Below are 13,782 nucleotides of genomic sequence, written 5' to 3'. Positions count from 1 at the left end.
ATGATGATATTGTGCTGTGATATGCCAATTCGCGAATATCTTCGCGCGCGCTGAAGGGGCCGCCCATGCCATTGCCGCAGACGGAACGCGATCAGCTGGCCCGGCGGGGGCTTAAGCTGAATCAGCTGCGCCTGATCGCCGCGCTGGCCGAGACCGGACAGGTCGGCAGCGCCGCGGCGCAACTGGCCATCACCCAGCCCGCCGCCTCGCGCCTCTTGGCCGATCTGGAACGCATCGTCGGCACGCCGCTTTACGCCCGCCATGCGCGCGGCGTGGCCTTGACCCGGGCGGGCGAGGCGCTGGCCCTGCAGGCGCAGCGGATGATGCATCAGCTGGATGTGACTCAATCCGAGATCGCGCAGATGGACCGGGGCATTCGCGGGCGCGTCTCGATCGGCTCGGTGACTGGGCCGGCGCTGGATATCGTGCTGCCGACATTGCGCCAGACCCGGCTGCACCATCCCGATATCGAGATGGCGATTCTGGTCGAGACCAGCGATGTGCTGGCCGAACGGCTGCTGGCGGGCGAGATCGATTTCTATCTGGGCCGCCATGTCGGCAATGTCGATGGCCGCGCGCTGTCGCTGGCCCCGGTTGCCGCCGAGCCGCTGGTGCTGATCGCCCGGCGCGGCCATCCGCTGACCCGCAAGCCCGACCCCAGGATCAGCGATAGCCTCGAATATGACTGGGTGCTGCAGCCGCCCGGCGGCCTCATGCGCCGCACCTTCGAGCTGTTCCTGCTGGAAAATGGCTATGGCCTGCCCCACCGGGTCGTCGATACCTCGTCGATGATGATGACACTGGCGATCGTCGGCGAGACAAACTCGATCGCCCCCTTCGCCCGCTCGGCCGCGAATTTCTTTGGCGCGGCGCAGCGGCTTGGCAGTTCGATCACCAGCCTGCCGATCGAACTGGATGTGCTGGTCTCGACCTATTCGCTGGTAACGCGCCGCAATGACGTGCTGCCCCCCGCCTCCGCCCGTGTCCATGCCATCCTCGAGCAGACCATTGCGCAAGGGATGGGGCGCTAGGATGGGTCCTTTTCAGCTGTCTGCCGCCGTCCCGGTGAAGGCGATGCCGTGGACATAGGAAAACCGGCCCCTCCCGAGGCCGGTCCCTGGCTCACCCATCTAACCCCGCTCAGAAGTGGATCGCACGCCCATAGGCGTCCAGCACCGCCTCATGCATCATCTCGCTCAAGGTCGGGTGCGGGAATACGGTTTCCATCAGTTCCGCCTCGGTGGTTTCCAGCGTGCGGCCGACGATGTAGCCCTGGATCAGCTCGGTCACTTCGGCGCCGACCATGTGGGCGCCCAAGAGCTCGCCGGTCTTGGCGTCGAATACGGTCTTGATCAGGCCCTCGGGTTCACCCAGTGCGATGGCCTTGCCATTGCCGATGAAGGGGAAGCGGCCGACCTTGACCTCGTGGCCCAGTTCCTTGGCTTTCGCCTCCGTCAGGCCAACCGAGGCCACCTGCGGGTTGCAATAGGTGCAGGCGGCGATGCTGCCCGGCTTGATCGGGTGGGGATGGCCGCCGGCGATCAGCTCGGCCACCATCACACCCTCATGGCTGGCCTTGTGCGCCAGCCAGGGCGCGCCGGCCACGTCGCCGATGGCATAGAGGCCCGGGACGCCGGTGCGGCAATATTCGTCGGTGACGATATGGGTGCGGTCGACCTTCACGCCGACATCCTCGAGGCCGAGATTCTCGACATTGCCGACGATGCCGACAGCTGAAATCACCGTGTCGAACTCCATCTGTTCGGATTTTCCGCCCGATTCGATGGTGGCGATGACCTTGTCGGCCTTGCGGTCCAGCGACTTGACCGTCGCCTTCTCCATGATCTTCATGCCCTGCTTGACGAAGGCCTTCTTGGCGAAGGTCGAGATCTCGGCATCCTCGACCGGCAGCACCCGGTCCATCACCTCGACCACCGTGGTATCAGCGCCAAGCGTGTTGAAGAAGCTGGCGAATTCGATGCCGATGGCGCCCGAGCCGATGACCAGCAGTTTCTTGGGCATGTGCGGCGGGACCAGCGCGGACTTGTAGTTCCATACGCGCTTGCCATCGGGTTCCAGACCCGGCAGTTCGCGCGCGCGGGCGCCGGTGGCGATGATGATGTTCTTGGCGGTGATCTCTTCCATGCCCTTGTCAGTCTTGACGGTGATCTTGCCGGGGGCGACCAGCTTGGCCTCGCCCATGATCGGCGTGACCTTGTTCTTCTTGAACAGGTGGCCGATGCCGCCCGACAGCTGCTTGGCGATGCCGCGCGAGCGGGCGACGACCTTCTCGAGGTCATAGCCGATCTTGTCGGCGGTCAGGCCGAAATCCTTGGCGCGCTCCATCAGGTGAAAGACCTCGGCGCTGCGCAGCAGCGCCTTGGTCGGGATGCAGCCCCAGTTGAGGCAGATGCCGCCCAGATGCTCGCGCTCCACGCAGGCAACCTTGAGGCCCAGCTGCGCCGCACGGATCGCCGCGACATAACCGCCGGGGCCTGCCCCAATCACCACCACATCAAAGTTCTGCGCCATGATCTCTTCCCCGTCTGACGGTCATCCAAAAAGTAGTTCAGCGTTAAACAATTTACCCAAGGTCAGCAAGCGACAGCTTTCCGCTGCTCAGCGCGCCATAGCCGCCGGCAGACATGACCTTTTCCTCTTCTTCCGTATGATCGCGCCCCAGCGCATCATTCCGCCATGGAAAGCGCCCGAAGGTTGCGATTGTGTCGCGGTGCAGGTTGGCATGCATCAGGCTCTCACCGGGCATGCGCTGGCGGAACAGTTCGATGCAGCGTTCCTGGTCGGGCAGATGCTCGGAATGCTCGAAGGGCATGTAGAAGAACTGCCGCTGCGGCTCGGGTGTGGCGAGGTCGAAGCTGCGGGCGATGGCAGCGTCGGCGATCTGGCGGGCCAGCGCATCGGTGGCAAAGCTGCGGGCATCGCCGCGGAACATGTTGCGCGGGAACTGGTCGGTCAGGATCAGCAGGGCCAGCGCGCCTTCGGGCGTGTCGCACCAGTCCGGCGCCAGCGCGTCGGCGCGTTCCCAGGTGGTCAGGAAGCGGTCGCGGATGGTCTGGTCGAGGGCGTCATCCTGAAGGTACCAGCCGTCCGGGCCGACCTCATCCAGCCAGAAGCGGTTGATCTCGTCGGGACTGGTCATGCGGCCTCCTCGCGATCTGGTTGTCGACCGATGATTGCAGAACCTGTTAGCGCACACAAGCGGGGTCAGATCGCATCGGCTTCATGCCGCAACTCGGCGTCTTCGGCCAGTGCCCGAAGGGTGGCGGCGCGGCCTTCGGGGTCGAGCCGCAGCGGTGAGACCTTTATGAGCCCCGCTCCCGGCTCGCCGGCGATCAGCGCCGGCAGGGCGTAAGCCGGACCGGTCGCGGCGATGAAACCCAGAAGCGCGTTGATCAGATCAGCCTTGCCCCTCAGGCGGTCCGGATGGTCCAGGATTGCGCGACGGAGGGCGCGCAGCGGGGCATCCTCGGGGATGATCAGTTCGGCCAGCAGTTGCCTCAGCGCCGGCTCGTCCAGCGCGGCGAGGCGCTGCGGCAGGCCGGATATATCCCAGGTGCCGGCATGACTGTGGCCGCGTGACAGCGCCCATTGGGTCAGCGCCACCTCGCCGCGCTCGACCATCTCGACCTTGCGGTCGGTGAGGCGCAGCCCCTGCCAGAAAGCCAGAAATCCGGGATCGGCCAGCAGACCCGGCCCGAAGGACAGCGCGAACGAGCAATAGTGGAACTGGGGATTGCCCGCATTCTGGGTCCAGTCCTGCGGCGTGCCGATGGGCGCAGCGGTGATGCCCAGATTGGTGAAGGCGCCGATCAGTTCGGGGGCGGTCGCGCCCTGCCCGGCCGCGCCGGCCTCCATCCCGTCAGCCACTGCCAGCCAGTCGGAGCCATCGCCAATGGGCCACCAGATCGAGTCATTGGTCAGCACCAGCCGTTTCAGCCCACCGAGCCCGCCGGGGCCTGCCGCCAGATGCCGGATCGCGGCGCGATAGGCACCGATGTCATAGCCGAAATTCGGCCGGGTGGCGTAGAGCCAGACATGCGGCCGGACCAGCGCCAGATCCTCGACCGACAGCGGCAGGTTCGAGACCAGAAACACCGCATAGCCCCGCGCCTGCAATTGCCGCAGGCTGCGCAGATGCGGCAGGCGGATGCCGGCTTTGGGATAAATCGCCAGAATCGCGACGCGATCAGAGGCGGCGGCCTCGCCTGCCAGCGGCACCAGACGGGCGGCGGCAAAGCGGTCATGCCAGACCCGGCGCGGGTGATCGTTCAGCCACAGCGCGGCGCGCGACCATTCCCATCTCAGGCGACGGTTTATCCGCTCCAGCACGGCCGCAGTCCCCTTTGTTCAGGCACGCTTCGAGGCGAGAATAGGGCGGGCCGGTGTCTCAGGCAACCAAGCCGGGATCAGTCCCGCAGATCCCTTGCCGTTTGGGCAGAGTCGTCGAACACGGCCCCGGGCGCGGCCTCGTCGCCCGAGGATTGCGCCTCGTCCAGCGCCGCTTCGACCGCAAGGCCGGTGGCGTTCGGGGCGATGACGGCAAAATTGCCCTGCTCGGCCGGCTTCAGCGCACGGCGGCGGGTCATCCGCCAGCCGCCATAGATCGCCAGCAGCGCCAGCAGGACGCCCATGTAGATCCAGTAGCCATCCGGCCCGACCAGCCCCATCATCCAACCGGTGATGACCGGTCCGCCCATCGAGCCGATGCCATAGATGAACAGAAGGCCCGCCGAGGCGGCGGCCATGTCGGCCTGGTCGAGGTAATCGTTGGTATAGGCCAGAAGCAGCGCATAGATCGGGTTGGCAAGCCCCCCCATGATCGCGCCGACCACCATCAGCCCGACAAAACTAGGCTGCAGGATCACGGTCAGCAGCGTCACCAGCGCGCCGATGGCCGACATGAGCAGCACCAGCTTGCGACGATCCGTGCGGTCCGAGATCCAGCCGATCGGATATTGCAACGCCAGCCCGCCGACATAGATCGCCGCCACGAAAGAGGCGATCTCGGCCACCGACAGTCCCTTGGCGCTGCCCCAGACCGAGGCCATGCCCGACAGCGCCGAGAAGACTCCGCCCATCAGGAAGATGCCGACGCAGCCAAGCGGCGAGGCACGGTAGAGCCGGGCGAAGGACATGCGCTGGATGGTCTCGAATTTCGGTGCCGGCTGCGTCGATAGAAGGATCGGCATGAAGGCCAGCGACACGAGGATCGAGGGCAGCGCGAACAAGAGGAAGCCGGACGGATCGCCGAAGTTCAGCAAGCCCTGCGCGATCACGATGCCCAGCATCTGCATGATCATGTAGGCCGACAGCGCCCGGCCGCGGTTCTCGTTCGTCGAACCGGCGTTCAGCCAGCTTTCGGCGGTGACATAGACGCCGCAGAAGCAGAAACCGATGGCAAAGCGCAGGACCGACCAGACCATCCATTGCGGCGCCAGCGCGTAGAGGACGAGGATCGCCGAAATGGTGGACCCCAGCGCGGCAAAGACCCGGACATGGCCGACATTCTTGATCATGTCGGGCACCATCAGGCTGCCCAGAAGGAAGCCGACATAATAGGCCGCGATGACCACCGACATCTCGAAAGTCGGGATGCCCTCGATGCCGCCGCGAATACCCAGAAGCGTGCCCTGCATGCCGTTTCCGACCATAAGCAGAAGCATCCCCAGAAGCAGGGGCCAGGTAGAGCGCATCACCGATGCCATGTCGCGATTCCGTCAGTCGAAGGTCAGATGGGTCAACGCCTCTGCCCTAGACCCGCCCGAGGCTTGGTGCCAGCCTGAAAGCGACCCTAGGGAATCAGCAGCGACGCGTCACCATAGCTGAAGAACCTGTACCGTTCATCAACGGCATGGGCATAGATTTCCTTGATCTTTTCCGCCCCCATCAGGGCCGAGACCAGCATCAGCAGGGTCGATTTCGGCAGATGGAAATTGGTCATCAGCCCGTCAGTCACCCGGAAGTGATGACCGGGATAGATGAAGATGTCGGTGGTCTGGCGAAACGGCTCGACCTTTCCATCGGCGACGGCGGCGGATTCGATCAGCCGCAGCGCGGTCGTGCCGACCGGGATCACCCGCCTTCCCTCGGCCTTGGCGGCAGTGATGGCGGCGGCGGCTTCGGGGCTGACCTCGCCCCATTCGGCGTGCATCCGGTGGGTGGTCACATCCTCGACCTTCACCGGCAGGAAGGTGCCGGCGCCGACATGCAGGGTGACATGGGTAAAGCTGACGCCGCGTGCTTCCAGTGCCTTCAGCAAGGCGTCATCGAAATGCAGGCTGGCGGTGGGGGCGGCCACGGCGCCCTGCCGCGCGGCCCAGACCGTCTGGTAATCCTGATGGTCCTGCGCATCGGGCGCGCGCTGCGCGGCGATATAGGGCGGCAGCGGCATGGCGCCGACCTGTTGCAGGGCGGCGTCGAAGGCGTCGCCCGTGGCATCGAATCGCAGCCGCAATTCCGCCTCGCCGATCTCGGCCACCTCGGCTGTCAGCGCCGCGCCAAAGCGGATCACCTCGCCCGCGCGCAGCTTGCGCAGGGGTTTCGCCAGCGCGCGCCAGCCATCGGCGGCAGGCTCCAGCAGGGTGATCTCGATCTTCGCCGTGACCTCTCCCTGCGCGGTTTGGCGCGAGCGGCTGCCGGTCAGGCGGGCGGGAATGACCTTGGTGTCGTTCAGCACCAGAAGATCGCCGGGCCGCAGGATGCTTGGCAGATCAAAGACATGGCGGTCAGAGATCATCCCGCCCTCGGCCAGAAGCAGCCGCGCCGAGGAACGCGGGCGGGCGGGTCTGGTGGCGATCAGCCCCTCGGGCAGGTCGAAATCGAAATCGCTGAGTTTCATGGCACGCGCTTCTGCGCCGCCCGCCCTGCCCCGTCAAGCCTGACGCGCGAGGTCTGGTTTAATACCTACAGAATGGGTTGGTCTTTACTTTCCTGACAAATACGCTAAGTCTCACAGCAACAGGAGCCCGCCATGATCGTCTGTCACTGCACCGGAATCACCGACAACGACATCCGCAACGCGGTCGACTGGATGCGCGCCTCGGACCCCGACACCATCATCACGCCGGGCAAGGTCTATCACGCCCTTGGAAAACGTGCCGATTGTGGCGGTTGCATGCCACTCTTGCTGGACACCATGCGTCATTGCGATAGCTTTGGCGTAGCCCCGCCGATCCTGCGGGGACGTGCTATCACCAGCGGAGGGACGCCAGATGAAGGGCGACGCAAAGGTTATCGACTATCTCAACGCCGCGCTACGGTCTGAACTGACTGCGGTCAGCCAGTACTGGCTGCATTACCGGCTGCAGGAGGATTGGGGTTACGGTCGTATCGCCGACAAGTCCCGCGCCGAATCGATCGAGGAAATGAACCACGCCGACCGGCTGATCCAGCGGATCATCTTCCTCGAGGGCCATCCGAACCTGCAGAAACTCGACCCGCTGCGCATCGGCCAGAACCTCAAGGAAACGCTCGAGGCCGATCTGGCCGGGGAACACGATGCCCGCACCCTCTACATCGAGGCGCGCGATCATTGCGAGAAGGTCGGCGATTATGTCAGCAAGGCGCTGTTCGAGGATCTGATCGGCGACGAGGAAGGCCATATCGACTTCCTCGAGACCCAGATCCAGCTGCATGACACCATCGGTGCCGAACGCTATGGCCTCCTGAACGCCAAGCCGGCGAACGAGGCCGAGTGATCTGCGCCCGAGATAAAACGGCGCTTAAACAATGCTGCGCTGAAACAAACTGACCCCGCCCCGCGTTAACCCGTTCTGGACAAGCGCGGGGCCGAGATGACAGACAAGATACTGGATTGCCTGATTGTCGGCGGCGGGCCTGCGGGTCTGACCGCCGCGATCTATCTGGGCCGCTTCAACCGGCGCTGCCTGCTGATCGACAAGGACGAGGGCCGTTTGTCGATGATCCCGATCAGCCACAATCATTCAGGCTATCCTGACGGCGTGCCGGGCCGTGAATTGCTGGCCGCGATGCAGGAACAGGCCCGCGCCTATGCTGCCGATCTGCGGCAGGGCGACGTGACCGGACTGACCCGGACCGAAGTGGGCTTCGCCGCAGAGACCAGCCTTGGCAGATTCACCGCGCGCACGATCCTGTTGGCGACAGGCGTTTTCAACCACCGTCCGGGTCTGCCCGCCGACATCCATGACGATGCCGTTCGGCGCGGATTATTGCGCTATTGCCCCATTTGCGACGCCTTCGAGCAGAGCGGCAAGCGGATCGGCGTTCTGGGAAATGACCGTCACGCGCTGGCCGAAGCGATGTTCATGCTGAACTTCAGCACGGATGTTGTGGTTTTTCCTCAGGCCGCCCCCGAATGGAGCGAGGCGCAGCAGCGTGAGGTCGAGGCGGCCTCGATCGAGACCCTGGCCGTGCCGGTCCGGGCCTTCGACCTGAGCGGCGACGGGGTGATCCTGACCCTCGAGGACGGCTGCCGGCACCAAGTCGACACTTTGTATGTTGGCTTGGGCTCGCATACCCGCAATGATCTGGGCAAGCAGCTTGGCACCGACCTGGTCGATGGCCAGTGCTTCGCCACCGACAGCCAGCAGCGCACCACGGTCGCGGGCGTCTATGCCGCCGGTGATGCCGTCGAAGGGCTGGACCAGATCAGCGTCGCCATGGGCACAGGAGCTCTGGCGGCGGTGGCGATCCACAACGACCTGCGCAAGGCTGACGGGCTGGTGCTTAAGGCTTAACCCAGCCAGACCTGCGCCAGCGCCGGAAGGTCATCGAAATGATGAAGCAGCGCATCCGGGCGAAGCCGGTCGATGCCCGGACCCTCGGGGCCAAAGCTGACCAGCGCCACCCTCACCCCGGCGGCCTGCGCCGTCTTGCGGTCGGTCTCGGTATCGCCCAGCAGGAACGAGGCACTGATCTCGCCCCCCGCCGCCTCGACTGCGGCGCGATAGGGGCGCGGATCGGGTTTGCGCACCGGCAGCGTATCGGCGCCGATCAGGCTGGCGAAGGTCTCGCGCACGCCCAGTTCTCGCAGCAGTGCCTCAGCCAGTCCCTGCGGCTTGTTGGTGCAGACGGCGAGGAGATGGCCCTGCCCTTTCAGCGCCTCCAGCGCCGGCTCGACGCCGGGATAAAGCCGCGTGTGGCAGGCGATGTTCGCGGCATAGTGCTCAAGCAGCAGCGGATAATCCTGTTCCTCCGCGCCCGGCGGCAGAAGCCGGTCGGCGGGCATCCGCGCATAGCCGGCGCGCAGCATCGCCCGTCCGCCATGGAAGGCGATCAGCTGATCGGCGATGGGGTCCAAGAGATCGCCCAGGCCCCGCGCCTGAAAGCAGGCATTCGCGGCAGCGATGAGATCGGCAGAGGTATCGGCCAGCGTGCCATCCAGATCGAAAACAACCGTTCCCGCCATGTCTTGAAACCTTTCGCAAAGATGTTTGAACGGGCAGGGACTTTCGCCTGTTGCGGGGCTTGGTTAGAACGCGACGCAAGGAAAGACAAACGCACAGGCACGCCATGACGCAAAAACCCGTCGCGCTGATCGTTCTGGCTGCCGGACAGGGCAGCCGGATGCAATCGGATCTGCCCAAGGTCATGCACCGTCTTGGCGGCGTGCCGCTGGTTGGACATGCGCTGGCCGCAGGCAGCAGCCTCGAGCCCGAGCGTGTGGTGGTGGTTGCCGGGCATGGCGCGGACCTGGTGAAGAAGACGGTGGCCAAGCTGGAGCCCGAGGCGGTCATCGCGCTGCAAGCCGAACAGCTGGGCACCGGCCATGCGGTGCAGCAGGCCATGCCGGCGCTGGAAGGCTTCGAGGGCAAGGTGATCGTACTTTACGGCGACACCCCCTTCATAAGCCCCGAGACCCTGGCCAAGCTGGCGGAAAGCCGGACCGATCTGGTCGTGCTGGGCTTCGAGGCGGCCGATCCGGGGCGCTATGGCCGGCTGGTCGTGACCGACCACGGGTTGCAACGGATCGTCGAGTTCAAGGATGCCGACGAGGCCACGCGCGCCATCGCGCTGGTCAATTCCGGGGTCATGGCGCTGGATGCGGGGCTCCTGCGCCAGTTGATCGGCAAGCTGGGCCGGGACAACGCTGCCGGTGAATATTACCTGACCGACCTGGTCGAACTGGCCCGTGCTGCCGGTCATCGCGCCGATGTGGTCACCTGCGACGAATCCGAGACGCTTGGCATCAACACCCGGGCGGAACTGGCCGCTGCCGAGGCCGCCTTCCAGGCCCGTGCCCGTGCCGGGGCGCTGGAGAACGGCGTCACCCTCAGCGATCCGGCAACCGTCTGGTTCGCGCTGGACACCGCCATCGGCCGCGATGCGATCATCGGCCAGAACGTGGTTTTCGGCCCCGGCGTGACCATCGAGAGCGGGGCGGAAATCCTGCCCTTCTGCCATCTCGAGGGCTGCCATATCGCCACGGGCGCGACCGTCGGCCCCTTTGCCCGGCTGCGTCCGGGTGCGGAACTGGGCGGCGATGTGCACGTGGGAAATTTCGTCGAGATCAAGAACTCGGTTCTGGATGAGGGTGTGAAGGTCGGCCACCTGACCTATCTGGGCGATGCCCATGTCGGCGAATTCGCCAATATCGGGGCCGGCACCGTGACCTGCAATTATGACGGCGTGATGAAGCACCGGACCGAGATCGGCGCCAATGCCTTCATCGGCAGCGACACCATGCTGGTCGCGCCGGTACGCGTCGGCGCGCGGGCGATGACCGGCTCGGGCAGCGTCATCACTCAGGACGTGCCGGATGAGGCGCTGGCGATCAGCCGGGCACCGCAATCGAACAAGCCGGGCCTTGCCACGCGGTTGATGGCTGCGCTTCGGAAGAAGAAGGAGGCACGCTGAGATGTGCGGGATCATCGGAATTCTGGGCAGCCACGAGGTCGGCCCGCAGCTGGTCGAGGCGCTGAAGCGGCTGGAATATCGCGGCTATGACAGCGCCGGCATCGCCACCGTCGACGCCTCTGGCCGGCTGGACCGCCGCCGCGCCGTGGGCAAGCTGATCAACCTGAGCGACCGGCTGGTTCATGCCCCCCTGCCCGGCCATTCCGGCATCGGGCATACCCGGTGGGCCACCCATGGCGCCGCGACCGAAGCGAACGCCCATCCGCACAAATACGGTCCCGTCGCCGTGGTCCATAACGGCATCATCGAGAATTTCCGCGAGTTGCGCGAAGAACTGATCGCCGCCGGCATCCGCCCGGAATCCGAGACCGATACCGAGACCGTGGCCCTGCTGACGGCGCTGCACATGACGCGCGGCATGGACCCGGTCGAGGCCGCCCGCGCCACGCTGGCGCGGCTTCACGGTGCCTTTGCCCTGGCCTTCCTCTTCGAGGGCGAGGGCGACCTGATGGTCGCCGCGCGCAAGGGTAGCCCGCTGGCCATCGGCCATGGCGAGGGCGAGATGTTCGTGGGGTCCGACGCCGTGGCGCTGTCGCCCTTTACCGACAAGATCACCTATCTCGAGGATGGCGATCATGCGGTGCTGAACCGCGGCGGGGTCGAGATCTTCGATGCCGAGGGCCGCCGCGCCAATCGCGACATGTCCCGCATCGATGTCGGCGCGACCGCCATCGACAAGGGCGGTTATCGCCATTTCATGGCCAAGGAGATCGCCGAACAGCCCGCCGTGCTGGGCGATGTGCTGAACCATTACATCAAGAACGGCCGGATCGTGCTGCCCGAGGCGCTGGATTTCCGCGGCGTCGACCGGCTGACGCTTGTTGGCTGCGGCACCGCCTTCCTCGCGGGCTACGTGGCGAAATACTGGTTCGAGCGGCTGGCCGGCCTGCCCTGCGATCTGGATGTGGCCTCGGAATTCCGCTACCGCGAGCCGCCCCTGTCCGAGAAAAGCTGGGGCATCTTCATCAGCCAGTCGGGCGAAACCGCCGACACGCTGGCGGCGCTGCATTATGCCCAGGACAAGGTCGCCAAGACCGTCGGCGTGGTGAATGTGGGCACCTCGGCCATCGCGCGCGAGACCGATATCGCCTTGCCGACGCTGGCCGGGATCGAGGTCTGCGTTGCCTCGTCGAAAGCCTTCACCTGCCAATTGGCGGTGCTGGCCGTGCTGGCGATCAAGGCTGCGCAGGATCGCGGACGACTGAGCGAGGCCGAAGCCGCGCGCCATATCGAGGATCTGCGCGCCATCCCCGGCCTGCTCAACCAGGCGCTGGCAGTCAGCGATGATTGCCGGGCGCTGGCCGACTGGCTGGCCGAGGCGCAGGACGTTCTCTATCTCGGCCGTGGTGCGCTCTATCCCGTGGCGCTGGAGGGCGCACTGAAGCTGAAGGAACTGAGCTACATCCATGCCGAGGGTTATGCCTCGGGCGAGCTGAAGCACGGCCCCATTGCCCTGATCGACCGCAACGTGCCTGTGGTGGTGGTGGCGCCGCGCGATGCGTTGTTCGAGAAGACCATCTCGAACATGCAGGAGGTCATGGCCCGCCACGGGCAGGTGCTGCTGATCTCGGACGCCGAGGGCATCGCCGAGGCCGGTGACGGCATCCGCGCCGGGCTGACCATGCCAACGGGCGGCGGGATGTTCGAACCGATCCTCTATGCCGTGCCGATGCAGTATCTGGCCTATCACACGGCGGTGGCGAAAGGTACGGATGTCGACCAGCCGAGGAACCTGGCGAAATCGGTGACGGTGGAGTAAGGCGCGAGGCGCCTATTCCTGCCGCCGAAACGTCACGTAATGCGGCACGCGGCCTTCGCGCAGGGCCTTCTGCTCATAGCGGGTGCTGATCCAGTCATCCCAGGCCTCGGGCGTCTCGCTGACCAGATCGAAGCCGGCGCCCGGCACCTCTTCCAGCGTCTGGCGGACGTAGTCGGGGATGTCGGTCGCCACGCGGAAGATGCCGCCGGGGCGCATGACGCGGGCCAGCGGGATCAGGTGTTCGGGCGTGACAAAGCGGCGGCGGTGATGGCGGGCCTTGGGCCAGGGGTCGGGATACATCAGGAAGGCGCGCTCGATGCTGGCATCGGGCAAAACATCCATCAGGTCGCGCGCATCGCCGGGATGGACGCTGACATTCTCCACCCCTGCGGCACGGATCTTGCCCAACAGCATGGCAACGCCATTGATGAAGGGCTCGCAGCCGATGATGCCAATGTCCGGATAGGTCGCCGCCATGTGGACCATATGCTCGCCACCGCCAAAGCCGACCTCCAGCCAGAGCGGCCGGTCATCGCCAAAGATCGCGGCCGGGTCGATGCGGTTGCGCTCGGGATTGTCCTGAACGGTGATGCCGCGCGGGCGCAACTCGCCCAGGTCCTCGCTGAGATAGCCCTTCTGGCTTTGCCGCAGGGTCTTGCCATGCCGGCGGCCATAGAAGTTGCGCCGGGGCGGGTTCGGATCAAAGCCGGATTTGGGTTCATCGCTCATGGGGCTGCGCTTTGCCCCGACGCCGTGCCGGGGTCAAGGGGCTGGGATCAGCGTCGGCGGGCACGGCGCAGACGCGCACCGATAAGCAGGAAGGCCAGCAGATAGCCCAAGACCGCATAAGCGGCACCGGCAAAGGCAACACTTGGCGCACCCGCCATCAGCCCCAGCGCCATCGGCACCGCCGCGACCGGGATCAGCACCGACAGGCACAGGCTGACCAGAGATTCGCCGGGCAGCCGCAGCAGCCGCGCGCAAAGCAGGGTGACGGCAAGCGCCGCCACCAGCAGAAGCGCCATGGCCTGTTGATTTCCACCCAGAAGTGAGCCGGATAGGCGGGTAATTTCCACTGAGAATTGAGCCATGTGAACCTTTCCCCA

Annotated in this window: 14 protein-coding genes; 6 read left to right on the top strand and 8 right to left on the bottom strand. The window is 65.5% G+C overall.

Features of this window, described 5'->3' with window-relative positions; translation table 11 throughout:
* Positions 1 to 65: 65 nt before the first annotated feature.
* Positions 66 to 1,031 (top strand): LysR substrate-binding domain-containing protein, encoded by a 966-nt coding sequence (locus Q1A36_RS19270; RefSeq protein WP_299847459.1) that lies wholly within the window; start codon positions 66 to 68, stop codon positions 1,029 to 1,031.
* Between the two features lie 109 nt (positions 1,032 to 1,140).
* Here the strand turns inward: Q1A36_RS19270 and lpdA are convergent, their stop codons facing one another.
* From lpdA to queA, 5 genes are all read right to left on the bottom strand, one after another.
* The gene (gene lpdA / locus Q1A36_RS19265; protein ID WP_299847491.1) at positions 1,141 to 2,535 is read right to left on the bottom strand and encodes a dihydrolipoyl dehydrogenase; all 1,395 of its coding nucleotides are present in this window, start codon (positions 2,533 to 2,535) and stop codon (positions 1,141 to 1,143) included.
* Positions 2,536 to 2,584: 49 nt separating this feature from the next.
* The gene (locus Q1A36_RS19260; RefSeq protein ID WP_299847457.1) at positions 2,585 to 3,160 is read right to left on the bottom strand and encodes a DUF924 family protein; all 576 of its coding nucleotides are present in this window, start codon (positions 3,158 to 3,160) and stop codon (positions 2,585 to 2,587) included.
* A 65-nt stretch (positions 3,161 to 3,225) separates the two neighbouring features.
* Complete coding sequence (locus Q1A36_RS19255; protein WP_299847455.1) at positions 3,226 to 4,350, bottom strand: hypothetical protein; 1,125 nt, start codon at positions 4,348 to 4,350, stop codon at positions 3,226 to 3,228.
* Positions 4,351 to 4,427: 77 nt separating this feature from the next.
* Positions 4,428 to 5,726: an MFS transporter gene (locus tag Q1A36_RS19250; protein ID WP_299847453.1), complete on the bottom strand. Its 1,299-nt coding sequence runs from the start codon at positions 5,724 to 5,726 to the stop codon at positions 4,428 to 4,430.
* Between the two features lie 86 nt (positions 5,727 to 5,812).
* Complete coding sequence (gene queA, locus Q1A36_RS19245; protein WP_299847451.1) at positions 5,813 to 6,859, bottom strand: tRNA preQ1(34) S-adenosylmethionine ribosyltransferase-isomerase QueA; 1,047 nt, start codon at positions 6,857 to 6,859, stop codon at positions 5,813 to 5,815.
* A 132-nt stretch (positions 6,860 to 6,991) separates the two neighbouring features.
* On the opposite strand from queA, the gene Q1A36_RS19240 reads away from it, so the two are divergent.
* The 3 genes from Q1A36_RS19240 (at position 6,992) to Q1A36_RS19230 (ending at position 8,738) form a co-directional block, all read left to right on the top strand.
* Positions 6,992 to 7,285 (top strand): bacterioferritin-associated ferredoxin, encoded by a 294-nt coding sequence (locus tag Q1A36_RS19240; protein WP_299847449.1) that lies wholly within the window; start codon positions 6,992 to 6,994, stop codon positions 7,283 to 7,285.
* On the top strand, positions 7,233 to 7,718 hold the full coding sequence (gene bfr / locus Q1A36_RS19235) for a bacterioferritin (protein ID WP_299847447.1): 486 nt from the start codon (positions 7,233 to 7,235) through the stop codon (positions 7,716 to 7,718). Before Q1A36_RS19240 ends, bfr begins: the two co-directional genes overlap by 53 nt.
* A gap of 96 nt (positions 7,719 to 7,814) precedes the next feature.
* The gene (locus Q1A36_RS19230) at positions 7,815 to 8,738 is read left to right on the top strand and encodes an NAD(P)/FAD-dependent oxidoreductase (RefSeq protein WP_299847445.1); all 924 of its coding nucleotides are present in this window, start codon (positions 7,815 to 7,817) and stop codon (positions 8,736 to 8,738) included.
* Here Q1A36_RS19230 and Q1A36_RS19225 read toward each other — a convergent pair.
* Positions 8,735 to 9,409 (bottom strand): HAD hydrolase-like protein, encoded by a 675-nt coding sequence (locus Q1A36_RS19225; protein ID WP_299847443.1) that lies wholly within the window; start codon positions 9,407 to 9,409, stop codon positions 8,735 to 8,737. The two genes, Q1A36_RS19230 and Q1A36_RS19225, sit on opposite strands and share 4 nt — an antisense overlap.
* Before the next feature lie 104 nt (positions 9,410 to 9,513).
* Between Q1A36_RS19225 and glmU the strand changes: the two genes are divergently transcribed.
* Together glmU and glmS are read left to right on the top strand one after the other, a co-directional pair.
* Positions 9,514 to 10,857, top strand: a complete 1,344-nt coding sequence (glmU, locus tag Q1A36_RS19220; RefSeq protein WP_299847441.1) for a bifunctional UDP-N-acetylglucosamine diphosphorylase/glucosamine-1-phosphate N-acetyltransferase GlmU — start codon at positions 9,514 to 9,516, stop codon at positions 10,855 to 10,857.
* Position 10,858: 1 nt separating this feature from the next.
* Positions 10,859 to 12,676, top strand: a complete 1,818-nt coding sequence (glmS, locus tag Q1A36_RS19215) for a glutamine--fructose-6-phosphate transaminase (isomerizing) (RefSeq protein ID WP_299847439.1) — start codon at positions 10,859 to 10,861, stop codon at positions 12,674 to 12,676.
* Between the two features lie 12 nt (positions 12,677 to 12,688).
* On the opposite strand, the gene trmB is transcribed toward glmS, so the two are convergent.
* Together trmB and Q1A36_RS19205 are read right to left on the bottom strand one after the other, a co-directional pair.
* Positions 12,689 to 13,405 (bottom strand): tRNA (guanosine(46)-N7)-methyltransferase TrmB, encoded by a 717-nt coding sequence (gene trmB, locus Q1A36_RS19210; RefSeq protein ID WP_299847437.1) that lies wholly within the window; start codon positions 13,403 to 13,405, stop codon positions 12,689 to 12,691.
* Positions 13,406 to 13,452: 47 nt separating this feature from the next.
* Positions 13,453 to 13,767, bottom strand: coding sequence for a hypothetical protein (locus Q1A36_RS19205; protein ID WP_299847435.1), 315 nt, complete (start codon positions 13,765 to 13,767; stop codon positions 13,453 to 13,455).
* Positions 13,768 to 13,782 lie beyond the last annotated feature (15 nt).

The organism is uncultured Paracoccus sp. (genome assembly GCF_947487305.1).
GTDB lineage: Bacteria > Pseudomonadota > Alphaproteobacteria > Rhodobacterales > Rhodobacteraceae > Paracoccus.
Note: the sequence above shows the minus strand (reverse complement) of the source record. Positions and strands in the feature narration are given on the sequence as shown.

Excerpts from the sequence above, each read along its gene's own strand:
- Q1A36_RS19270 (WP_299847459.1), top strand. The coding sequence starts at position 66 with ATGCCATTGCCGCAGACGGAACGCGATCAGCTGGCCCGGCGGGGGCTT.
- Q1A36_RS19260 (WP_299847457.1), bottom strand. The coding sequence starts at position 3,160 with ATGACCAGTCCCGACGAGATCAACCGCTTCTGGCTGGATGAGGTCGGC.
- Q1A36_RS19250 (WP_299847453.1), bottom strand. The coding sequence starts at position 5,726 with ATGGCATCGGTGATGCGCTCTACCTGGCCCCTGCTTCTGGGGATGCTT.
- queA (WP_299847451.1), bottom strand. The coding sequence starts at position 6,859 with ATGAAACTCAGCGATTTCGATTTCGACCTGCCCGAGGGGCTGATCGCC.
- Q1A36_RS19240 (WP_299847449.1), top strand. The coding sequence starts at position 6,992 with ATGATCGTCTGTCACTGCACCGGAATCACCGACAACGACATCCGCAAC.
- bfr (WP_299847447.1), top strand. The coding sequence starts at position 7,233 with ATGAAGGGCGACGCAAAGGTTATCGACTATCTCAACGCCGCGCTACGG.
- Q1A36_RS19230 (WP_299847445.1), top strand. The coding sequence starts at position 7,815 with ATGACAGACAAGATACTGGATTGCCTGATTGTCGGCGGCGGGCCTGCG.
- Q1A36_RS19225 (WP_299847443.1), bottom strand. The coding sequence starts at position 9,409 with ATGGCGGGAACGGTTGTTTTCGATCTGGATGGCACGCTGGCCGATACC.
- glmU (WP_299847441.1), top strand. The coding sequence starts at position 9,514 with ATGACGCAAAAACCCGTCGCGCTGATCGTTCTGGCTGCCGGACAGGGC.
- glmS (WP_299847439.1), top strand. The coding sequence starts at position 10,859 with ATGTGCGGGATCATCGGAATTCTGGGCAGCCACGAGGTCGGCCCGCAG.
- trmB (WP_299847437.1), bottom strand. The coding sequence starts at position 13,405 with ATGAGCGATGAACCCAAATCCGGCTTTGATCCGAACCCGCCCCGGCGC.
- Q1A36_RS19205 (WP_299847435.1), bottom strand. The coding sequence starts at position 13,767 with ATGGCTCAATTCTCAGTGGAAATTACCCGCCTATCCGGCTCACTTCTG.